The following is a 21723-nucleotide window of genomic DNA, read 5'->3' as shown; positions in this document are numbered from 1 at the left end:
TTGAGCATTCCTGGCCCGGCGTGGGCGTCTGGCACGTCGATTGCTGATCATGGGGAATATGGCAACGATAACTGGTCAGGGAGAAACACCGATGGAAATGCAGCAGCGTGACCCCGCGCGCGCGCGAGGCGGGTTGCCGGAGGTCGATACGGGCACCGTCGATGCCTTTCTCTCCGAGGCTGATTGCGCCGGGCTTGTCGCCGTGCTGCTGTCGGCCGGGGATCCCGCGCGGTTTCCAGAGGCACTGGACGTGGCCATCGTGCTGCCGGAGCTGATCACGGCGTTTCAGGGCCGGCTGCGCGGCGCGGTCGTCGCGCGCGAAGCGGAGGCCGAGATCGGGGCGCGATTCGGCGTGCGTGTGCAGCCGAGCCTGATCCTGTGCCGCGGGGGAGAGACGCTCGGCCTGATTGCCAAGATCCAGGACTGGTCTGTTTATGTCGATCGCATCTCGCGGCTGATCGACCGGCCGCAGGGCGCGACGGCGGCGGTCGTCGCCAGCATCGTCCCAGTCCATCAGCCTGCGGGAGTCGAGCGATGAAGCCGGGATTCTGGATCGCGCCTGAAGGAGCCGAGGAGCCGGTCAACATCTTTCCGATCGGCGAAGAGGCGCTCGATACCTCCCACAAGGGGCTGACCGCCTCCGGAGCGCTGGCCAAGCTGGCCTCGCTCGACTCGGAGGCGCTGGCGCGGAGCTGTCCGCGCGCGGTCGAACTGCTGTCGACGATTGCATCCGCCACCGCGGCGCAGACGGCCGGCGCACTGACGCAATTATTCCGTCTCGAAGGCCTCAACGATCTCGAGCGGCGGCTGATCGACGACGTGCTGGGCGAGGGCGAGGTCGCGGGCGTCGTGGCTCTTCCCGACGGGACGCTCGCCCAGATCCAGGAATCGGTGCTCGCCGGCATCTGGCGGGTGCGGCTGGAAGCGGATGAGCGCCACGACTACATCGAAGTCGGCGCCGTGCCGGAGATCGTGTCGCGCGCGGCCGCCGACCTGACCGCAAATGACATCGCGATCGGACCGGTGCCCGAGGGCACGATGAACGCGCTGCCGGTGCTCGCCGAGATCCGCGAGCGCGCGCTGTCCTGGCGACCGGGCCAGCGCTCGCAGACCATCAACTTCACGCTGCTGCCGATGAGCCCGGCCGACATGAGCTTCCTGCAGCAGACGCTCGGCAACGGCCCGATCCAGTTGATGTCGCGCGGCTACGGCACCTGCCGCGTGCTCGCGACCGGCATCCGCCATGTCTGGTCGGTGCAATTCTTCAACGCCATGGATACGATCATTCTCGACACCCTCGAAGTCGGCGGCGTGCCGGTGGTCGCGCTCGCCGCGGCCGAGGATTTCGAGGATTCGGCCGAGCGCCTGACCCAGATCATCGAGGCCTATTTCACATGAACGGCGGCTTCGAGAATTACGGTGTCCGCAGCGATCTCGCTGATGACGCGCTGTTGGAGTGCGGCATCTGCTGGACGCGCTACGATCCGGCCGACGGTGACGGCGTCGCGCAGATTGCGCCGGGCACGCCGTTCGCGGCGCTGCCGGACGACTGGCATTGCCCGAACTGCGACGCGCCGAAGACCAAGTTCATGGTGGTCGAGCAATGAGCGCGGACGCGCAGGGCACGTCTGACGTCACGCCGGTCGCGTGGGGCGAGCGTCTCGCCGGCGTCTATCGTGGGATCGGCGCGCGTGCGATGCGCGAGCTGCCGATCTATCACGACGCGCTCGACGTCGAGGCGATCGGATTTTCGGTGGTTGAGGGCCGCATCCTCGGCATCGTCGTCACGCCCTGGTTCATGAACGTGGTCACTCCGGCCGCCCAGGACTCCGCGGGATCCGTCGTCAAGATCGTGCTTCCGGCCGGCTCGTTCGAGTTCACGATCGGCGATATCGCCGGGATCGGGCGGATCGCGAGCTGCTCGCTGTTCTCGCCGATGTTCGAGTTCGCGGACATGGCCGCGGCGCGTGCGGCGGCGGAGGCCGCGCTGGCCGCGCTGATGGCGGCACCTGAGGACGAGGCGTTGTCCGAACGCGCCGCGAAGGCGTCGACGATCGATCGCCGCGCGTTCCTGCGCGGCACCCTCTCCGAGGGCCGCGCATGACCCTCGGCTTTCGCAACCGCATCGACGTGACGCTGTCGGTCGCCGATCGGCGGATCACAGGCGTCGACATTCAGCCGCGCACGCGGCCGCCGCTGGGACGGCTGTTCGCCGGCAAGCCGGCCGAAATGCTGCTTGCGGCGCTGCCGCGGCTGTTCTCGCTGTGCGCCGGTGCGCATCAGGTCGCGCTGCTCTCGGCGCTGGAAGCGGCGCGCGGCGAGCAGGCGAAGCCGTCGACGCATCATCGTCGGATCGAGGCCGTGCTGACGGAACGCTTCGCAGAACTCATGCGCGGTCTGCTGATTGCTTCAATGGCGGACAATCGCAGTGCGGCCCCGCTGACACAACGGTTGTTGCAAGCGGTTGCGTCGCTGCAGATGCATTCCGGCGCTGATGCCCCGCAGCAATCTCGCGCTGCAACCTTGTCTCAGATCAAGACGGGCATGGTGGCTCTGGGCATAGGCTTGCCAGCGGAGCCGGTTCTGCCGGGAACTCCGCTTGCATCGATGATGGACGCGGCCCGGAAGGCCGCCGATGATGGAGGATGGAGGCACATGCCGGCCGAGCATGACATCCTGTCGGCCGCCGATGATGGCGCCATCGTCACGCAATTGATCGACGTGGGATCTGCCTTTGCTGAGGCTCCCGAGCTCGACGGCCGGGTTCCGGAGACCGGAGTCTGGGCCCGCTATGCGGAGCGCCATCAATTGGCATCGGCTGGTTCCGTCGAACGTCTCTCAGCCAAGATAGCTGAGATTGCTGAGCTGTTCCGCTGGATCGAGACCGGCGAGGCGGAGGACCAGGCGGCCGACCCGCATGCCGTCGCAAGCTACGCGCTCGGGTCGCGGCGCGGCGCCGCCGCAGTCGAATGCGCGCGCGGCCGGCTGCATCACGCGATCGAGCTGGATGCGCACGGCGCGGTCTCGCGTTTCGAGTATCTGGCGCCGACGGAATGGAATTTTCACCCGCGCGGTCCTGTCGTGAGGAGCCTCACGGGGGTTGCGCTGCGCGGCACCGTCGATCGCCAGGCCATCCATACGATGGTCGGATCGTTCGATCCCTGCGTCGGCTATCACCTGGCGTTCCGGGGGATGGCCGATGCATGAGATGGCGTTGTGCGAAGGCATCGTCGAGATCGTCGAGCAGGAGGCACGTAAGGGCGCTTTCTCCACGGTGAAGACCGTGTGGTTGGAGATCGGTGCGCTCAGCCATGTCGCGCCGGAGGCGCTGCGATTCTGTTTCGAGGCGGTGACAGCGAAGACCCTGTTGCAGGGGGCAGCGCTCGAGATCATCGAACAGCCGGGCACGGCATGGTGCCTGGGCTGCTCGCGCGGCGTCGAGATCAGTCAACGCTATCAGTCTTGTCCGGCCTGCGGCAGTCATCAGCTGCAGGTCACGGGCGGTGAGGACATGCGGGTCAAGGAGCTGGAGGTCGAGTAATGTGCACGGTGTGTGGCTGCAGCGACGGCAAGCCCTCCGTCGAATCCGGTGATCATCATCACGATCACGGTAAGCATCATCAGGCTCATGGACATGATCACAGCCATGATCAGTCCGGACATCATCACCATCACGGCCATCATCATCATGATCATGTTCACGAGCATGGTCACCATCACGATGATGACCCGCATGATCACGGTCGCGCGCATGATCATCAACATGATCATGCTGCCGACCACGTCGACTGTTCGGCCAATCCGGCCGGGCAGGAGGTTGCCGGCCTTTCCAGCGGGCGCATCATCCAGATCGAACGCGACATTCTCGGCAAGAACAACCGGCTCGCGGCAGAAAACCGCGCGCGCTTCGCCGCGCATGACGTGCTGGCATTCAACTTCGTTTCCAGCCCGGGCGCCGGCAAGACCTCGCTGCTGGTCCGCGCCGTCTCCGATCTCAAGCAGAGTCGGCCCGTCGCGGTGATCGAGGGCGACCAGCAGACCTCCAACGATGCCGAGCGCATCCGCGCCACCGGCGTGCCGGCGATCCAGATCAACACCGGCAAGGGCTGTCATCTCGACGCGGCCATGGTCGGCGAAGCCTTTGGCCGGCTGCCGTCACTGCGCGGCGGGCTGCTGTTCATCGAGAATGTCGGCAACCTCGTATGTCCGGCCGCCTTCGATCTCGGCGAGGCCTGCAAGATCGTCGTGTTCTCGACCACCGAGGGCGAGGACAAACCGCTCAAATATCCCGACATGTTTGCAGCGTCATCGCTGATGCTCATCAACAAGATCGATCTGGCGCCGGTGCTCGATTTCGATCTTGCGCAGACGATCGAATATGCCCGCCGAGTCAATCCGAAGATCGAGGTACTGACGATCTCCGCGAAGACAGGCGAGGGCCTTTCGGCGTTCTACGCCTGGATCAGGAAGCAGTCTGAGCGGATGCGGGCGGGCGCAGCGAACGCGGTGCGGGGATGAGCACGCCCGGCCGGACATCGGCGGCGAACCATACGTGCCTCCGGCTCCGCGTCCGCGGGGCCGTGCAGGGCGTCGGCTTTCGTCCCTATGTCTATGGTCTGGCAACCCGCCATCGGCTCGGCGGCTTCGTCGCCAACGATGCCGATGGCGTGCTGATCGAGGTCGAGGGCGACGAGGTCGCCGAATTCGTCGAGTCCCTGCCGCGGCAGACGCCGCCGCTGGCGCGCATCGACGACATCGCCGTCGAGCCGATCGCGGCCGGTATCGGCACGGGCTTCCGGATCGCCGGGAGCGTGGGCGGGCGCGTCACGACGCGGATCGTGCCGGACGCCGCCACCTGTGCCGCATGCCTGGCCGAGCTGTTCGATCCCGGCAGCCGCTTCCATCTCTATCCTTTTGTCAACTGCACCCATTGCGGCCCCCGCTTCACCATCGCCGAGCGCCTGCCTTACGATCGCGTGTCCACGGCGATGAAGCACTTTCCGATGTGTGAGGCGTGTCGGTCCGACTACGAAGATCCTGCAGGGCGCCGCTTTCATGCCGAGGCGATCTCGTGTCCGCGCTGCGGTCCGCGGCTCAGCCATGGCATCGATGATATCGCAGCCGCGCTCGCGAATGGCAGGATCGTCGCCATCAAGGGTCTCGGCGGCTATCAGCTGCTCTGTGACGCCCAGGATGAGCAGGCCGTCCGGCGACTGCGCGCGCGTAAGCAGCGCGACGGCAAGCCGTTTGCCGTGATGTTGGCCACGGCCGACGCCGCAACTGAGATTGCCGAGATCGATGCGCCTGAGCGCGCGCTGCTGGAGCGGGGGGCGCGGCCGATCGTGCTATTGCGCTCACGCCAGCGTGTTGCGTCCTCGGTCGCACCAGGCCTCGCAAAGATCGGGGTGATGCTGCCGGTCGCTCCGCTGCATCATCTGATCTTCCATGTGCTGGAGGCGGGCCGCCGTGCGGCTGCCGACAGACCATGGGCGCTGGTCTGCACCAGCGCCAATCCGAGCGGGGAGCCGCTGCTGACCGACAACGCCGAGGCGCTCGCGGATCTTGCCGACATTGCGGACCTGATCGTCACCCACGACCGGGACATCGTCATCCGCGCCGACGATTCCGTGCTTGCCGTCGTGGCCGGCGTTCCCCGCTTCGTCAGGCGTGCGCGCGGCTATGTTCCGGAGCCGATCCGGCTCGCGCGCACCATGCCGCCGGTGCTCGCGGTCGGCGCTCACCTGAAGGCGACGGTCACGGTGACGCGCGGCGACGAGGCGTTCGTGTCGCAGCATCTCGGTGATCTCGACACGGCGGCGGCGATCCGCTTCTTCGAGGAGACGATTGCGCATCTCACCGCCATCCTCGACGTCCAGCCGGTCGCGATCGCGCATGACCTGCATCCGGACATGGCGTCGACGCGGTTCGCGCAGGCACACGGTCTGCCGACGCTGCCGGTGCAGCATCACCAGGCGCATGCGGCCTCGGTCATGGCCGAGCATGGCGTGACCAGCCCCGCCCTCGCGCTGGTGCTGGATGGCTACGGCTATGGCAGCGATGGCGGCGCCTGGGGCGGTGAACTGCTGTCGTGCGACGGCACCGGCTTCCGGCGCCTCGGCCATCTCGCTCCGTTGAAGATGCCGGGCGGCGACCGGGCCGCACGCGAGCCGTGGCGGATGGCGGCGTCCGTGCTGCACGACATCGGTCGCGGTGACGAGATCGGGCGGCGTTTCGCGGCCCAGACACAGTCGCGCAACATCTCCATGCTGCTGGATCGTGCCGATGCTCCGGTCACCACCAGCGCCGGCCGGCTGTTCGATGCCGTGGCCGGACTGCTAGGTGTCAGTACGGTGCAGAGCTACGAAGGCGAGGCGGCCATGAAGCTGGAGGCGCTGGTGCGCGAACCGGCGGCGCTGGAGCGCGGCTGGACCATTGCCGATGGCGTGCTGTCGCTGCGGCCGCTGCTCGCGCATCTGATCGCGCGTGATCTCGACGCCGTCGAAGCGGCGGGGCTGTTTCACGGCACGTTGGCCGCGGCCTGCGTCGACTGGATCGTGAGAGCCTCGCGTGCCACCGGCATCGGTACGATCGTGCTGAGCGGCGGCTGTTTTCTCAATGCGCATCTGGCCGAACAGATCGTGCGCGGCTGCCGGTCCGCAGGGCTCGATCCGTTCCTGCCGCGCCGTCTGCCGCCCAATGACGGCGGCCTCAGCCTCGGGCAGGCCTGGGTGGCCGGTCTGCATCTCACACAAAACAACATGATGTCTGGAGGGACCGTCTGATGTGCCTGGCCATTCCCGCCGAGGTGATCAAGCTCTTGGCCGATGACATGGCGATCGTCTCGATCGACGGTGTCAGCAAGGAGGTCTCGGTCGCGCTGATCGAGGAGATCGCCGTCGGAGACCACGTCATTCTTCATGTCGGCCACGCGCTGGCCAAGATCGATCCGGAGGAGGCGCGCGAGACGCTCGACCTGCTCCGGCAGATGGGCGAGGCTGTGGCGGAGGTCAGACCATGAAATATGCCGACGAGTTTCGCGACAAGGAGCTGGCGACAGGTCTTGCGCGCGCCATCCGCGCCAAGGCCGATCCGGCGCGCGCCTATCGCTTCATGGAGTTCTGCGGCGGCCATACCCATGCGATCGCGCGCTATGGCCTCGAGGACATGCTGCCCGACAATGTGCGCATGATCCATGGCCCCGGCTGTCCGGTCTGCGTGCTGCCGGCCGGGCGCATCGATATGGCGACCGCGCTGGCCGAACGGCCCGAGGTCATCCTCTGCGTCTATGGCGACCTGATGCGCGTGCCGGGCTCGCGCGGGTCCTCGCTGCTCAAGGCGAAAGCGCGCGGCGCCGACATCCGCATGGTGTATTCGACACTGGATGCGATCGCGCTGGCCGAGCAGAATCCTGGTCGCGAGGTGGTGTTCTTCGCCATCGGCTTCGAGACCACGACGCCCCCGACCGCCGTGATGATCCGGGCCGCCGAGAAGAAGCAGCTGTCGAACTTCACCGTGTTCTGCAACCACGTGCTGACGCCGCCGGCGATGCGCGCGATCCTCGACAGCGACGACACGGTCGAGATCGACGGCTTCGTCGGGCCGGCGCATGTCTCGACCGTGATCGGCACCGAGCCCTACGCGCCGTTCGCGCGCGATGACGGCAAGCCCGTCGTGATCGCAGGCTTCGAGCCGCTCGACATGATGCAGGCGATCCTGATGCTGATCGAGCAGGTCAATGACGGCCGCCACGAGGTGGAGAACCAGTACCGTCGCGCCGTCACCGCCAGCGGCAACCAGCGCGCCATCCGCGAGGTCGCCGAGATCTTCGAACTGCGCGACCAGTTCGAATGGCGCGGCCTCGGCAGCATTCCGGCGAGCGCATTGAAACTGCGGCCCGCCTTCGCGCATCTCGACGCCGAGCTGCGCTTCGCCATGTCCGAGCTGGTTGTGGCCGACAATCCGGCCTGCGAATGTCCGGCCATTCTGCGCGGCCTGAAGAAGCCGGTGGACTGCCGGCTGTTCGGCACCGCCTGCACGCCGGAGACGCCGATCGGCTCCTGCATGGTGTCGTCGGAAGGCGCCTGCGCGGCGCATTGGACCTATGGCCGCTTCCGCGACCATCAGCGGAGGCTTGCATCATGAGCATGCATCAGCGCCGGCTCGACATGAAGAACGGCTGCGTCGATCTCTCGCATGGCGCCGGCGGTCGCGCGATGGCGCAACTGATTGCCGGCCTGTTCCACGAGGCGTTCGGCAATGAATGGCTGGCGCGTGGCAACGACCAGTCGGCGTTCGGCGTCGCCGCCGGCCGCATGGTGATGACGACCGACGGCTATGTGGTCTCGCCGCTGTTCTTCCCCGGCGGCAATATCGGCTCGCTGGCGGTGCACGGCACGGTCAACGACATCGCCATGGCCGGCGCCAGGCCGCTGTATCTGTCGGCGAGCTTCATCATCGAGGAGGGGTTTGCGTTTTCCGACCTGAAACGGATCGCCGATGCGATGGGCGAGGCGGCGCGCGAGGCGGGCATTGCGATCATCACCGGCGACACCAAGGTGGTCGAGCGCGGCAAGGCGGATGGCGTGTTCATTTCCACCGCCGGCGTCGGCGTGCTGCCGGACGGCCTCGATCTCTCGGCCGACAAGGCCAGGCCCGGCGACCGCGTGCTGTTGTCCGGCAGCCTCGGTGATCACGGCGTGGCGATCATGTCGCGGCGGCAGAACCTCACCTTCGACACCGAGATCATCTCCGACTCGGCCTCGCTGCACGGGCTCGTCGCCGACATGGTTGCAGCCGGCGGCGCCGGCATCCGGCTGATGCGCGATCCCACGCGCGGCGGGGTTGCGGCCACGATGAACGAGATCGCGCAGCAGTCCAATCTCGGCTTCCGTCTGCAGGAGGAAGCGATTCCGGTGAAGCCTGCGGTCGCTGCCGCCTGCGAGCTGCTCGGGCTCGATCCGCTCCACGTCGCCAATGAGGGCAAGCTCGTCGCGATCGTCGCGCCGGAGCTGGCCGGCGCCGTGCTCGCCGCCATGAGGGCGCATCCGCTCGGCCGCGATGCGGCTGACATCGGCGAAGCGGTGGCCGATGATCACCGCTTCGTCCAGATGGCGACGAGCTTCGGCGGCGGCCGCATCGTCGACTGGCTGTCCGGCGAGCAGTTGCCGCGGATCTGCTGAGACGCGCGATGGGGATCCAGGGAACGATACTGGTCGTGGATGACGAGGTCCGGTCGCAGGAGGCGCTGCGCCGCGTCCTCAACCAGGACTTCGAGGTCTTGTGTGCCGGCAACACGAACGACGCGGAGAAGCTGCTCGAAGGCGAGATCGTGCACGCCGTGATCTGCGACCAGCGCATGCCGCAGGAATCCGGCGTCAGCTTCCTGAAGCGCGTGCGCGAGATGTGGCCCGACCCTGTCAGGATGATCATCTCCGGCTATTCGGACTCCGAGGACATCATCGCCGGCCTCAACGAGGCCGGCATCTATCAGTACATCACAAAGCCCTGGCAGCCGGATCGCCTGATCGAGATCGTCCGCGAGGCCGTGCAGTTGTACCGGCTGCAGAAGGAGACGGAGACCGCCGGCGTCGACGTGAAGGCCACGCCGGCCCACATCAAGAAGGTGGTGTCGGTCAAGCGCGGCGCCGCCAAGCAGCTCTATGATTTCGACCGCATCGTGCATTCGGCGGCGAGCCCGATGCGCAACGTGATCGAGCTCGGCCGGCGCGCCGCCGACTACGACATCTCGGTCTTGATCACCGGCGAATCCGGCACCGGCAAGGAGCTCCTGGCGCGTGCGATTCACTATGGCTCTGCGCGCGCCACCAAGGCCTTCGTGGTCGAGAATTGCGGCGCGCTGCCCGATGAGCTGCTCGAGAGCGAGCTGTTCGGCTGCAAGAAGGGCGCGTTCACCGGTGCCTATCAGGACCGCATCGGCCTGTTCGAGGTCGCCGACGGCGGCACCATCTTTCTCGACGAGATCGGCGAGACATCCCCTGCCTTTCAGGTCAAGTTGCTGCGCGTGCTGCAGGAGAGCGAGATCCGGCCGCTCGGCGCGCAGCGCGTGCGCCAGGTCGACGTGCGCGTGGTCGCGGCCACCAACCGGGATCTCGAGGCCGAAGTCGAAGCCGGCCGCTTCCGCCGCGATCTGTACTACCGGCTCGCCGCGTTTCCGGTGCACATGCCGTCCTTGCGCGAGCGTCCGATGGACATTCCGCTGATCGCCGAGGGCGTGCTGTCGGCGGTGAAGACATCGTTCAACCGGCCGCATCTGCGGTTCGCACCGGCGGCGCTGGAGGAATTCTCCCGCTATCACTGGCCCGGCAATGTTCGCGAGTTGCAGAACGAGATCCAGCGCATGGCCGTGCTGGCCGATGCCGACGAACTGCGCTGTCCGCCGTTCGCCGGCCGGCGCAACGGCCGCCGCGCCGCGCCCGCGATCGCCAATGGCAAGCTCAACGGTTCCGGGAGCCTGAAGGACAGGGTCGAGGATCTTGAAAAGACCATCATCGTTCACTGTCTGGAGAAATATGATGGTAACATCAGTCGCGTCGCCAGCGAGCTCGGCCTGTCAAGGGTGGGGCTCCGGAACAAATTGTCGAGATACGATCTGAAGAAACATGGCAAAGGCCACTCACTCTCCTGAGTCCGGGGCTGACACGCTGCTCAAGCTGATCGCGAGCAGCAGCACGCTCGAACTCGACAGCGAGCGCGAAGGCGTGTGGATCGAAGTGATCCGCAAGATGGACGAGGTCTATTCCGACCTGCTGCGCTACGAGGTCGATCTCGAGCACAAGAACGCCGAGCTCGAGGAAGCCCAGGCCTTCGTCACCAACGTGATCGAGTCCGTCTCCGACATCCTGGTCGTCTGCGACGCCAGGGGCACGGTACAGCAGGCCAACTCCGCATTCCTGCAGACATCGGGACGGGCCTTGGCCGACATCGCCGGTCGCGATATCGCCGAGATGATCGATCCCGATCATCGGCCCAAGCTCGCCTCGCTGCTGAAGCCGCGCAGCAGCGCCGATGTGGTCGACGGTGAATTGCGCTTTGCCGCGGCAGCCGGCGTCAGCTCCGATCTGTTCGCGATCAACAGCTCGCCGCGGCATGACCATCGCGGCCGCTTCATCGGCGTCGTGCTGACGGGCCGTCCGATCGGCGAGCTGCGCCGCGCCTATGAGGCCCTGCACAAGGCGCATCAGGAGTTGCAGCGGGCGCAGCGGCAATTGGTCGAGCAGGAGAAGATGGCGAGCCTCGGCCGGCTCGTCGCCGGCGTGGCCCACGAGCTGAACAATCCGATCAGCTTCGTCTATGGCAACATCCACACCCTGATGCGCTACCGCACCTCGCTGGTCGGCTATCTCGATGCCATCCATGAGCAGCCGGTCAGCGAGGACATCGCCGCGCTTCGCTCGGATCTGAGGATCGACGCCATCCTCGAGGATTTCGGGCCGCTGATCGACGGCACGCTGGAAGGCGCGGTGCGCATCAGCGAGATCGTCAAGAACCTGCGCCGCCTGTCGTTCTCGAAGCTCGGCGAGGTCGAGCGCGTCAACATCGAGCGACTGATCAATACGGCCGTGCTGTGGGCAGGGCGCACCAAGCAGCATCGTGTCGACATCCAGATCGAGGTCGAGCCGGATCTGTGGATCTTGGGCAACGAAGGCCAGCTGCATCAGGTGATCGTCAACCTCGTGGAGAACGCGATCGACGCGATGCGATCGACCGACCTGCCGCGCCTTCTGGTCGCGGTGGCGCGCCAGGGCAGCGAGATCGCCTTTCGCATCACCGATAACGGCCCGGGCATCGACAAGGATCATCTGACCCACATCTTCGAGCCGTTCTTCACGACCAAGCGCGTCGGGGAGGGGACGGGGCTCGGGCTGTGGATCAGCTACGGCATCGTCCGCGAGCACGGCGGCGAGCTGTTGGCCAGCAACGAGCCGCAGGGCGGCGCCACGTTCTCTTTCAGCTTGCCGGCGGCTTGACCATAGCGGCGGCGCTGCTGCCGACGCTGAAGTGGGATGCTGGGTATCCCTTCGAAACGATGCTGGGGTTCCTGACGGCGGTGCCGTCGGATGTTGCGGGCAGAAGCCAAGCCCGAGGTGATCAGGACGCCGTTGCGACCGGCACGCGCTCGCGCTGATTGGTCAACCGCGCCAGCAGCACGGTTGCGGTTCGCGTGATGTGCTGCCTGGCAAGATCCTCGGCTGTCTGCGCATCGCCCGCGATCACCGCCCGCAGGATGTCCTCATGCTGATCCCAGATCCGCCGCGGCGTCTCGTCGCGCATCAGCACCTCGCCCATCAGCCGGCGCAGATGCAGCCAATGCGGCAGGGTGGTGTCCTGGATGACGGAGTTGCCGGAGATCTCGTAGAGGAATTCATGAAACCTGACGTCGGCCTCGATCAGCTTCTCGACCGAATGCTCGCGCTCGGCGCGCCGGCCCTGCTCGATCAAATTCGGGCCTTCCTCGGCCGCTCGCTTGGCGCCGCGGGTCGCCGCGAGCCGGCAGGCGAGGCCCTCGGCGACCGCGCGTATTTCATAGAGGTTGCGGATGAAGTCGGTGTCGATCGGCGCGACTTCCAGGCCGCGGCCCGGCGCCTCGCGCACAAAGCCCTGATTGCGCAGCAGCAGCAGGGCCTGCTGCACCGGCTGGCGCGAGACGCCGAGGTCGCGGGCCAGATCGTCCTGGATGAGGCGGGCAGATTCCGGCAACTCCCCGCCGACGATGTCGGAGAGAATGCGCTCGTAGACGCGTTCGGTCAGGCTCGGCTGGGTCTTCAGCGGCGGCACACGGCCTCCACGGGATCAGGTGTGATGTCCGGTCGCGAATGCGAGGCTGCCGTGCCGGAGCCCAGCGCTCGCATTGCGGCCGCTGTCGGTTTGAACGGAGTCATAGCGGGAATTTCCGCGCAGTGAGCGTCCGCCGCTGCTTGGACTTGCTGTCCTGCTGGATTTCGAGGTGATGGATGAACACGCTGGCCGCGCGCGAAATGTGCTCCCGGCTCAGCCGTTCGGCCTCGGCGCTGCGGCCCTCGATGACGGCTGCAAGAATGTCCTCATGCTCGTCCCAGACCATCCGTGACATGCTCTGCTCCTTCTGCAGCACGTCGGACATCACCCGCTTCAGGCACGGCCAATGCGGTGCCATCGTCTCGCCGATCAGCGCGTTGCCGGAGAGGTCGCCGAGGAAGCGATGGAAGGCGATGTCGGTCTCGATCTTGCGGTTGACGAGCTCGCTCTTCACCGCCTCGTAGCCGGCCGCGATGTAGGCCGGACCTTCGCGCGCAGCGCGATCGCTCGCCCGCTCGGCGGCCAGTCGCGCCGCGAGGCCTTCGAGCACTGCCCGCATCTCATAGAGGTCCCGGACGAAGCCGGGGTCGAGCGGCGCCACGATCAACCCGCGGCCCGGCGCGCTCTGCACCAGCCCGCAGCCGCGCAGCAGGATCAGCGCCTGCTGAACCGGCTGGCGCGACACTCCGTAAGCCTGGGCCAGATCGTCCTGGATCAGCCGCGAGCCCGGCGCGAGAACGCCGCTGACGATCTCGTCAGTGATGGCTTCGACGACCTGGTCGACCAGAGAGGGAGCGGCGGGCACGATTCGCATGGGTCATCACATTTTGCCGGACATTAGCATGTCAAGACAGAAAATCCATTTGCGACGTATTCGAATTCAGAGTACGAATTCAAAAAAGGGCGCCGCCCTAGGGCAAGTTAAAGAGGCGGCCATATAGGGGAGGGACTCCGTTGTCGGAAGATCCGACCAGTCTGGAGCGCGATCAGGTTTGGTCCGCGCGCTCGGAGGGCAGCGTGCGCGCCGGCGTGATGCCGGCGGTCTCGCGCGCATTGCTGGCGGCCTCTGTGGCGTCGGTTGCAGCGATGGCGCCTGCGCTCGGGGTGGCCGGAGAAGGCCTGACCCTGTCGGATGCGTGGGTGCCGGCGGCGCCCGAGGTGGGACGCGACATCCCGTTGCTGATCACGATCAAGAATGACACGAGCGCGCCGGAAGCGTTGATGCGCGTGCGTTGTCCGATCGCAAATTTTTCGGAGCGGCACACCGTCGACCGCGGCGAAGGCGCGCCGGCGATGCGCTCCATTCCCAACATTCCAATTGCCGCGGGCAGCACGCTGGTGCTGCTGCCGACCGCCTATCACGTGATGCTGCTGCAGACGCGGGAGCCGCTCGAGCCAGGCCAGCGCTTCACCTGCACGATCGTGTTCCAGAAAGCAGGATCCATCGAAACGGAGGTCGAGGTTCGCAAGTCCCCTTGAAGCGTGTTTGTCGCCTGCTGCCCTCCGCCGTCGCGCTTGGCGGAGCGGTATTCGCTCCAACTCATAATCAATATAATGGGAGAAGGAAACGATGAGGACTAACGTCAGGTCGACCCTGCGGGCGGTGCTGCTGGCCAGCGCAGCCTTCGCCTGTTTCCAGCTTGCATCGCCGGCGCAGGCCGCCGACGAGATGACCCCCGAACGGCTTCTCAACGCCGACAAGGAAGCCGGCAACTGGCTGCACCATCATAAGAACTACTCGGGCACACGGTTCTCGGCGCTGAAAGAGATCAACAAGGATAACGTCAAGAACCTGAAGGTCGCCTGGACGATGCATCTCGGCGGCGTCGAGGGCGGCGGCATCTGGAGCCACGGCGGTCTCGAAGGCACGCCGATCGTCGAGAACGGCATGATCTACGTGACCGACGGCTGGGGCTCGGTCTACAAGATCGACGCGCGCGGCGGCAAAGGCCAACTGGTCTGGAAGATGGATCCGAAGACGGATCACGACTGGGCCGGCGCCATCGCCTGCTGCGGCGTCGACAATCGCGGCGTCGCGCTGTGGGGCAATCTGGTCATTTCGCACACGCTCGACGGCCGTCTGATCGCGACCAACAAGGAGACCGGACAGGTCGCCTGGCAGCGTCAGGTCGCCGATCCCGACAAGGGCGAAGTGATCACCGGCGCGCCGCTGATCGTGAAGAACATGGCGATCTCGGGCGTGGCCGGCGCCGAATACGGCATCCGCGGCTGGATCGCGGCAACCGATCTCGGCACGCAGAAGGAGGTCTGGCGCACCCACACCATTCCGGGGAAGGGCGAGCCGGGAAGCGAGACCTGGAAGGACAGCAACGACGCGGCTGCGGCCGGCGGCGGCTCGACTTGGGTCACCGGCACCTACGACCCGGCGACCGACACCATCATCTGGGGCGTCGGCAATCCCGGTCCGGACTGGGACAACGCCTATCGTCCGGGCGACAACCTCTACACGGACAGTTCGCTGGCGCTCGATGCCAACACCGGCAAGATCAAGTGGCACTATCAGCACACGCCGAACGATCCCTTCGACTATGACAGCGTCGCCGAGAACGTCCTGGTCGATGTGCCCGCGCCGAACGGCTCCACCCTGAAGCTCGCGCTCGAGGCCGACCGCAACGGCTTTGCCTATGCGATCGACCGCACCAGCGGCAAGTTCATCTGGGGCCTGCCCTTCGTCAAGAAGGTGACCTGGACCAAGGGGCTCGATGCCGAGACCGGCAAGCCGATCGAGTACGACCCGAAGAACCCGGTGCAGCGCTACAATGCGTCGGTGTCGCCGCATCGTGAGAACAAGGTCGCGGACATCTGCCCAGGCAACATGGGCGGCAAGAACTGGCCGCCGACCTCGTACAATCCGGACCTGAAGCTCTGGTACATCCCCGTCATCGAGAGCTGCAACCGGATCACCGTGGAAGAAGCGACCAAGGACAAGCTGAAGCCGCGCGAGTTCTGGACCGGCGGCGGACCGAGCCAGCCGTTCAAGATCACGGGCAGCGTGACCGCGATCGACGTCACCACCGGCAAGATCGCCGGCAAGATGGAGACGCCGTTCCCGAATCTCGGTGGCATGCTGTCGACGCCCGATCTCGTCTTCACCGGCCAGCCCTCGGGCGAGGTGATGGCGCTCGATGCCAAGACCCTGCAGAAGCTGTGGGAGTTCAACACCGGTGGCGGCGTCAATGCGCCTCCCGTGACGTTCTCGGTCGACGGCAAGCAGTATGTCGCGATCCTGGTCGGTCTCGGCGGCGCCTGGGACAAGTGGTTCATCGAATCCACGCCCGAGCTGAAGAAAATCCAGCCCGGCTCGATGCTCTACGTCTTCTCGCTGTGAAGTCGGCTGCGGAGCGGAGGCATGGCCTCCGCTCCGCCCCCCATCCCCTGTTCGACAAGAAAATCAGATGAAACTCAGTGCGATCACGTTCGCCGTAACGTCGGCTCTCGTCCTCGGCTCCGCTTCGCTCGCGTTGGCGCAGTCCGCGGCGTCGGCGGATCCGACCGAGGCCGGCAAGGCCGTGTTCAAGCGCGCGAACTGCGTCGGCTGCCACAAATGGCACGGCAATGGCGGTGGTGGCTATGGCGGTGACGCGCTGTCGCTGCGCAGGACGCAACTCACTCGTGACCAGATCATCGAGACCGTGACCTGCGGCCGGCCCGGGACGGGCATGCCGTACTTCGCGCGCGGCTCCTACGACACGGCGAAGTGCTACGGCATGAGCCGCCAGGATGTCGGCGAGCGCATGCCGCCCGAAGGCGGCGTATTCCTGCGGCCGAACGACATCGAGGCGGTCGCGGACTACGTGCTCGCCCACATCAAGGGGCGCGGCGAGCCGACCTACGACGAGTGCACCGCCTTCTTCGGCAACACGTCGCGGGTCTGCGATATCTACAAGGCAAATGCCACCAAGCCTGCAAGCGAGCCATCGAAATGAAGCGGTCAACCTGCGCTGCGATCTTCGCCACGTTCGTGCTGTCGTTCGTGATGCACGCGGCCTCCGCGCAGGCCGTGCCGAACTACGATTTGCGTGACATCACCGTCGGCATGGCGGTCGGCGACCTGCCCAATGAGGGCTATGTCAATCTGACTTGCGCCAAGGACCCGAATCGCAAGCTCAATGCGTGGTCGGCGTGGCGCGACTGTCCCGCGGACGAGCAGGCGCGGCATGCGGTGCGCTTCGATTTCGATCCGGAGACCAGCCAGGACGGCACAAAGGTGGCCGGTCATCCCGTGCTGCTGACGGTCCTGGTCGACGACAAGGGCACCGTCACCGGCCTGACGATCGAGACCGATCCGAAGGCGCGGCTCTATATTCGCAAGAAGGCGTTCCTGCTCGGCAACCAGGTGAAGTCGCGCTATGGCGCCGAGGGCTGGGAGTGCAAGGAGCAGCAGCCGACCGCAGGCGAGCAGCCCGTCGGGGGCGTGTTCCTGCGCGAGGTCTGCAAGAAGACGGTGCCCGGCCGGACGCTGACGGTCGAGCGCGAGCTGTTCCGCAAGCCGGATCAGGACGCCAAGAGCTTCGTCGATCAGACGCTGGTGCGGATCACCAAGGATATCAACTAATCCGCCGCCGACCTTCATCGCGCTCCGCTGGAGGCGCGCGCCAGTCGGCGTCGTGAACCCGGTTGCCGGGAGGAAACGACGATGAGGGATCTCTTGAATTTCGGGCAGATGCTGTCGGCCCATGCGCGCATGTCGCCGGAGCGCACAGGTGCCCGAGATCTCGAACGTGCGATGAGCTTTGCGCTGTGGAACGAGCGCGCGTGCCGGCTCGCAAACGCGCTGCTCGGGCTCGGCCTTGCCAAGGGCGATCGGGTTGCGATCCTTGCCTACAATTGTGTCGAATGGTGCGAGATCTATGCGGCCACGGCCAAGGCCGGCCTGGTGGCGCTGCCGATCAATTTCCGCCTCACCGCGCCCGAGATGCAGTTCATCGTGCAGAATGCCGAAGCGGCCGCTGTCATCGTGCAGGACGAACTCGTGGGCCTGGTCGAGGAGACGCGCAAGGATCTCGGCATCGCCGACGACCGCTTCATCCACTTTGGCACCAGGCCGCGTCCGGCAGGCTATCGCGGCTACGAGGACGTCATCGCCGCGGCTGCGGACCGCGAGCCGGACCAGCAGGTCGCGCTGTCCGATCCCTGGACGTTGATGTACACCTCCGGCACCACCGGCAAGCCCAAGGGCGTGCTGCGCAGCCATCGCAGCGCCGTCCTCTTGTCGATGGTCACCGAGATCGAACTGAAGCTGAGCCGCAACGACGGCGCGCTGCTGGTGATGCCGATGTGCCATGCCAACTCGCTGAACTTCTTCGGCGCGTTCGGCTATATCGGCGGCGTCAACTCGATCTATTCGCGCAAGAGTTTCGATCCCGAACACGCCGTGACGACGCTTGCCGACGGCGGCTCGACCTTCACCTCGCTGGTGCCGACGCACTACATCATGATGCTCGACCTGCCACGCGGGGTGCGCGCGCAGCATGATTTCAGCGCCGTCACCAAGCTGATGATCTCCTCGGCGCCGGCGCGCCCGGAGACCAAGCGCGAGGTGATGGAGATGTTTCCGAAGTCCGGGCTCTATGAGCTGTATGGCGCGACCGAGACTGGCTGGGTCACCATGCTGCATCCGCATGAGCAGTTTACCAAGCCCGGCTCGGTCGGGCGCGAGTGTGTCGGCGCCGCACCGATCCGCATCCTCGACGAGGCCGGCCACGAGGTGCCGGACGGCGAGGCGGGCGAGCTCTATTCGTCGAACGCGCACACCTTCGACTGCTATTGGCGCCTGCCGGAGAAGACCGCGGAGGCGTTCCGCGGTGACTACTGCTCGGTCGGCGACATGGCGCGCCGCGATGCCGACGGCTACATCCATCTCGCCGACCGCAAGAGCAACATGATCATCTCGGGCGGCGAGAACATCTATCCCTCCGAGGTCGAAGCGCAGGTCGGCGCGCATCCGGGTGTCAAGGACATCGCGGTGATCGGCCTGCCCGACGACAAATGGGGCGAGCGCGTTCATGCCGTGATCGTGGCGCGCGACGGCATGGCGGTGAAGGAGAGCGACCTGGTCGAATGGGCGAAAGAACGACTCGCCGGCTTCAAGCGGCCGCGCTCCTACGCCTTCATCACCGACGCCGAGATGCCGCGCAACGCGACGGGCAAGATCCTGCATCGCGAGCTGAAGAAGAGATTCTCGCAGTGAGTCGCTGCAATGGCTTACGGTCTGATATGTAGTTGCGATGCAGGCCGTCCTCAATTCCGCCCTTCCGATCTTCGCGCTGATCCTGACCGGATTCCTGTGTGGCTGGTTCGGCGTGTTCGATCGCACCGCGACCGACAATCTCAACCGTTTTGCCGTCTATCTGGCGCTGCCGGCGCTGATCTTCACCGCGATGTCCAAGATCGGCGTCGAGCAGGTCAGCCAGTTCGGCTTCATCGGCGCGTTCTGCGGCGGCATCGCCGCGACGTTCGCGACGGGCTTCGTGATCAGCCGTCTGCGCGGCCGTCGCGTTGCCAACGCCGGCATCGAGGGGCTGGACGCCGGCTACAGCAATGTCGGCTTCATGGGCATTCCGATGTGCCTCCTGGTGTTCGGTCCGGACAGCGCGCCGGCCTCGATCATCGCCACCCTGTTCACGGCCTGCGTGCTGTTCCTGTTCGCGATCGTGGTCGTCGAGATGGATCTGCAGAAGGGCGCCACGCTGGGCGCGACGGTCGCCAAGGTGGCGCGTTCGCTGCTGACCAGCCCGCTGTTCATCGCGCCCGTCGCCGGACTCGCGGTCGGCCTCAGCGGATTCTCACTGCCGGCGCCATTCCTCAGCTTCACGACCTTGCTCGGCGGCGCAGCCTCGCCGGCCGCGCTGGTCTGCATCGGGCTGTTCCTGGCACAGGAGCGCGTCGCGACGCGCGATGCGACCTCGATCGTCATCCTCGTCTCGCTGAAGCTCGTGATGCAGCCGGCGGTGACCGCGCTGCTCGCCTTTCACGTGTTCTCGATGCCGCCGCTGTGGTCGCATTCGGCCGTGATCCTGAGCGCGCTGCCGATCGGCTCGGGACCATTCACGATCGCCAAGCTCTACGGCCTGGAGGCCGGCGTCACCTCGGGCTCGATTCTCGTCTCGCACATCTTTGCCGTTCTCACCGTCTCGCTGCTCGTGGCCTGGCTCGCGCCGGGCTGATCACGTCACCATCCGCAGGAGTCGTCAGATGAAGATCTCTCCCGACAGTGCCGCCGATCTGATCGCCCGCCTGCTCAAGCGCCGCGGCGTCAGCCGCGTGTTCGCGCTGTGCGGCGGCCACATCATGCCGATCTGGATGCGGCTGGACGCGGAAGGCATCGGCATCATCGACGTGCGCGACGAGCGCGCCGCCGTGCACATGGCGCAGGCGCATACGGAGCTCACCGGCGAGCTCGGCGTCGCGCTGGTCACCGCCGGGCCGGGCATGACCAACGCGATCACCGGCATCGCCAATGCCCACGTCTCACGCGCGCCGGTGCTGGTGATGTCCGGCGGCAATCCGCGGCCGCAGGAGAACCGCGGCGGCCTGCAGGACATGGACCACACTCAGCTGGTGCGCTCGATCACGCGCTATGCGCGCACCGTGCGCGAGCCGTCGCTGGTGCTGCAGGAGCTCGACGAGGCGATCTCCCGCGCCTTCGGCGACGGCGGCGAGCCCGGGCCCGTTTTCATCGATTTCCCGGTGGATACTTTGCGCGGCATCGTGCCCAAGGCGCTGCAACTGGAGGAGCATCTCGCGCCGAAGCCGCGCTCGGCAGCGCGGCCTGATCCGGCCGAGGTCGAGAAGGCGGTCGAGCTGTTGTGGTCGGCGCGCCGCGTGCTCGTCATCTCCGGCCGCGGCGCGCGCGGCGCCGGCCCTGAGCTGATCGCGCTGCTCGACCGGCTCGGCGCCGTCTATCTCGACACCGGCGAGAGCAGGGGGCTCGTGCCCGACGATCACCCCTCGGTGGTCGGCGCCATGCGCGGCGCCGTGATGGGCGATGCCGATGTCGTGCTGACGGTCGGCCGCCGGCTCGACTTCCAGCTCGCCTACGGCTCCCCGGCTGTGTTCAAGGACGCCAAATTCGTCCGCATCAGCGACACCGCCAGCGAGCTGCGCGACAACCGTCGCGGTGCGGCCGAGATCCTGGCGACACCAGCGGAGACCTTGCACGCGATGGTGTCGCTGGCGGGCAATCGCGAGTCGGCCGTCGATCGGCAATGGGCTGCAAGACTGCGGGCGGCGCATCAGGAGCGCGCGGCCAAGCTGAAGCAGAGCATGGCGATGGCGCCGGCCGGCTCCGACGGCCGGTTGCATCCGAATCGCGTGCTCTCGGCCATTCAGGACGCGATCGGCAATGACGCCGTGGTCATCACCGACGGCGGTGATTTCCTGTCCTTTGCCCGCGTCGGCCTGAGCGCGCCCTTGATGCTCGATCCCGGCCCGTTCGGCTGCATCGGCATCGGCGTGCCCTATGGCATCGCCGCGAGCCTCGCTTTTCCGGACAAGCCCGTGGTGGTCGCGACCGGCGACGGCGCCTTCGGCTTCAACGCGATTGAGGTCGACACCGCCGTGCGCCACAAGGCGCCGGTGCTGATCGTCGTCGCCAACAACGGCGCCTGGCAGATCGAGGTGCACGACCAGGCGGTGACACATGGCAAGGTCGTCGGCACCAGGCTGCAATTCGCCGATCACGCCGCCTTGGCGCGCGCCTTCGGCATGCATGCCGAGCGCGTCGAGACCGCGGAGCAGCTCGGCCCCGCGATCCAGCGCGCGCTGGCCAACCGCCCGGCGCTGCTCGACATGGTCGTTACGCCGGAAGCGGTGTCGTCGGATGCCAAGACTGGCCTCGCCTGGGTGCCGGACCTGCAGCCGCTCGCGGCGTGGGACGAGGCGGAGCGGAAGTGGCGGGGCTCGTAG

At 66.5% G+C, this 21723-nt stretch carries 22 protein-coding genes; 20 read left to right on the top strand and 2 right to left on the bottom strand.

Annotated elements, in window-relative coordinates; genetic code table 11:
• Positions 1-91: 91 nt before the first annotated feature.
• Genes ACQR0U_RS10380 through ACQR0U_RS10320 form a run of 13 tightly spaced genes read left to right on the top strand, consistent with a single transcriptional unit; the run spans position 92 to position 11987 of the window.
• Positions 92-538: a hydrogenase accessory protein gene (locus ACQR0U_RS10380; protein ID WP_315769264.1), complete on the top strand. Its 447-nt coding sequence runs from the start codon at positions 92-94 to the stop codon at positions 536-538.
• Positions 535-1398, top strand: a complete 864-nt coding sequence (locus tag ACQR0U_RS10375; protein ID WP_315752371.1) for a hydrogenase expression/formation protein — start codon at positions 535-537, stop codon at positions 1396-1398. The genes ACQR0U_RS10380 and ACQR0U_RS10375 overlap by 4 nt, the downstream gene beginning before the upstream one ends.
• Entirely contained in the window at positions 1395-1607 is a 213-nt protein-coding gene (locus tag ACQR0U_RS10370; protein ID WP_315752372.1) for a rubredoxin, read from the top strand. The genes ACQR0U_RS10375 and ACQR0U_RS10370 overlap by 4 nt, the downstream gene beginning before the upstream one ends.
• Positions 1604-2104 (top strand): [NiFe]-hydrogenase assembly chaperone HybE, encoded by a 501-nt coding sequence (hybE, locus tag ACQR0U_RS10365; RefSeq protein WP_315752373.1) that lies wholly within the window; start codon positions 1604-1606, stop codon positions 2102-2104. Before ACQR0U_RS10370 ends, hybE begins: the two co-directional genes overlap by 4 nt.
• A complete protein-coding gene (locus ACQR0U_RS10360) occupies positions 2101-3207 on the top strand; it encodes a nickel-dependent hydrogenase large subunit (RefSeq protein ID WP_434843162.1) in 1107 nt (368 codons plus the stop codon). The genes hybE and ACQR0U_RS10360 overlap by 4 nt, the downstream gene beginning before the upstream one ends.
• Complete coding sequence (gene hypA, locus ACQR0U_RS10355) at positions 3200-3541, top strand: hydrogenase maturation nickel metallochaperone HypA (RefSeq protein WP_315713490.1); 342 nt, start codon at positions 3200-3202, stop codon at positions 3539-3541. The genes ACQR0U_RS10360 and hypA overlap by 8 nt, the downstream gene beginning before the upstream one ends.
• A complete protein-coding gene (gene hypB / locus ACQR0U_RS10350) occupies positions 3541-4518 on the top strand; it encodes a hydrogenase nickel incorporation protein HypB (RefSeq protein ID WP_316184049.1) in 978 nt (325 codons plus the stop codon). The genes hypA and hypB overlap by 1 nt, the downstream gene beginning before the upstream one ends.
• The gene (gene hypF / locus ACQR0U_RS10345) at positions 4515-6782 is read left to right on the top strand and encodes a carbamoyltransferase HypF (protein WP_434843161.1); all 2268 of its coding nucleotides are present in this window, start codon (positions 4515-4517) and stop codon (positions 6780-6782) included. Before hypB ends, hypF begins: the two co-directional genes overlap by 4 nt.
• Positions 6782-7018 carry a HypC/HybG/HupF family hydrogenase formation chaperone gene (locus tag ACQR0U_RS10340; protein ID WP_316169838.1) on the top strand — a complete coding sequence of 79 codons (237 nt, stop codon included), beginning with the start codon at positions 6782-6784 and terminating at the stop codon, positions 7016-7018. The genes hypF and ACQR0U_RS10340 overlap by 1 nt, the downstream gene beginning before the upstream one ends.
• Complete coding sequence (gene hypD / locus ACQR0U_RS10335; RefSeq protein WP_315752379.1) at positions 7015-8142, top strand: hydrogenase formation protein HypD; 1128 nt, start codon at positions 7015-7017, stop codon at positions 8140-8142. The genes ACQR0U_RS10340 and hypD overlap by 4 nt, the downstream gene beginning before the upstream one ends.
• Entirely contained in the window at positions 8139-9179 is a 1041-nt protein-coding gene (gene hypE, locus ACQR0U_RS10330) for a hydrogenase expression/formation protein HypE (protein WP_434843160.1), read from the top strand. Before hypD ends, hypE begins: the two co-directional genes overlap by 4 nt.
• Before the next feature lie 8 nt (positions 9180-9187).
• Positions 9188-10645 (top strand): sigma-54-dependent transcriptional regulator, encoded by a 1458-nt coding sequence (locus tag ACQR0U_RS10325; RefSeq protein ID WP_315713484.1) that lies wholly within the window; start codon positions 9188-9190, stop codon positions 10643-10645.
• Complete coding sequence (locus ACQR0U_RS10320) at positions 10620-11987, top strand: sensor histidine kinase (RefSeq protein ID WP_315752381.1); 1368 nt, start codon at positions 10620-10622, stop codon at positions 11985-11987. The genes ACQR0U_RS10325 and ACQR0U_RS10320 overlap by 26 nt, the downstream gene beginning before the upstream one ends.
• A 121-nt stretch (positions 11988-12108) precedes the next feature.
• Here the strand turns inward: ACQR0U_RS10320 and ACQR0U_RS10315 are convergent, their stop codons facing one another.
• Positions 12109-12795, bottom strand: coding sequence for a GntR family transcriptional regulator (locus tag ACQR0U_RS10315; protein ID WP_315825303.1), 687 nt, complete (start codon positions 12793-12795; stop codon positions 12109-12111).
• Positions 12796-12895: 100 nt separating this feature from the next.
• Positions 12896-13609 (bottom strand): GntR family transcriptional regulator, encoded by a 714-nt coding sequence (locus ACQR0U_RS10310; RefSeq protein ID WP_315752384.1) that lies wholly within the window; start codon positions 13607-13609, stop codon positions 12896-12898.
• Positions 13610-13749: 140 nt separating this feature from the next.
• Here ACQR0U_RS10310 and ACQR0U_RS10305 point away from each other — a divergent pair, with 140 nt between their 5' ends.
• The 7 genes from ACQR0U_RS10305 to ACQR0U_RS10275 all read left to right on the top strand — a co-directional run bounded on the left by ACQR0U_RS10305 (position 13750) and on the right by ACQR0U_RS10275 (position 21723).
• Positions 13750-14274 carry a copper chaperone PCu(A)C gene (locus ACQR0U_RS10305; protein WP_315825301.1) on the top strand — a complete coding sequence of 175 codons (525 nt, stop codon included), beginning with the start codon at positions 13750-13752 and terminating at the stop codon, positions 14272-14274.
• A 91-nt stretch (positions 14275-14365) separates the two neighbouring features.
• Positions 14366-16144, top strand: a complete 1779-nt coding sequence (locus ACQR0U_RS10300) for a PQQ-dependent dehydrogenase, methanol/ethanol family (protein ID WP_434843159.1) — start codon at positions 14366-14368, stop codon at positions 16142-16144.
• 67 nt (positions 16145-16211) lie between these two features.
• The gene (locus ACQR0U_RS10295; RefSeq protein WP_315752388.1) at positions 16212-16742 is read left to right on the top strand and encodes a c-type cytochrome; all 531 of its coding nucleotides are present in this window, start codon (positions 16212-16214) and stop codon (positions 16740-16742) included.
• Positions 16739-17371 carry a hypothetical protein gene (locus ACQR0U_RS10290; RefSeq protein ID WP_315752389.1) on the top strand — a complete coding sequence of 211 codons (633 nt, stop codon included), beginning with the start codon at positions 16739-16741 and terminating at the stop codon, positions 17369-17371. Before ACQR0U_RS10295 ends, ACQR0U_RS10290 begins: the two co-directional genes overlap by 4 nt.
• An 81-nt stretch (positions 17372-17452) precedes the next feature.
• Entirely contained in the window at positions 17453-19006 is a 1554-nt protein-coding gene (locus ACQR0U_RS10285; protein WP_315752390.1) for an AMP-binding protein, read from the top strand.
• A gap of 37 nt (positions 19007-19043) precedes the next feature.
• On the top strand, positions 19044-19982 hold the full coding sequence (locus ACQR0U_RS10280) for an AEC family transporter (protein WP_316192820.1): 939 nt from the start codon (positions 19044-19046) through the stop codon (positions 19980-19982).
• A gap of 28 nt (positions 19983-20010) precedes the next feature.
• Positions 20011-21723 carry a thiamine pyrophosphate-binding protein gene (locus tag ACQR0U_RS10275; protein WP_434872137.1) on the top strand — a complete coding sequence of 571 codons (1713 nt, stop codon included), beginning with the start codon at positions 20011-20013 and terminating at the stop codon, positions 21721-21723.

Origin of the sequence: Bradyrhizobium sp. HKCCYLRH3097 (genome assembly GCF_051167875.1) — a bacterium.
Taxonomy (GTDB): domain Bacteria; phylum Pseudomonadota; class Alphaproteobacteria; order Rhizobiales; family Xanthobacteraceae; genus Bradyrhizobium.
This window is presented reverse-complemented; position numbering and strand designations above follow the sequence as displayed.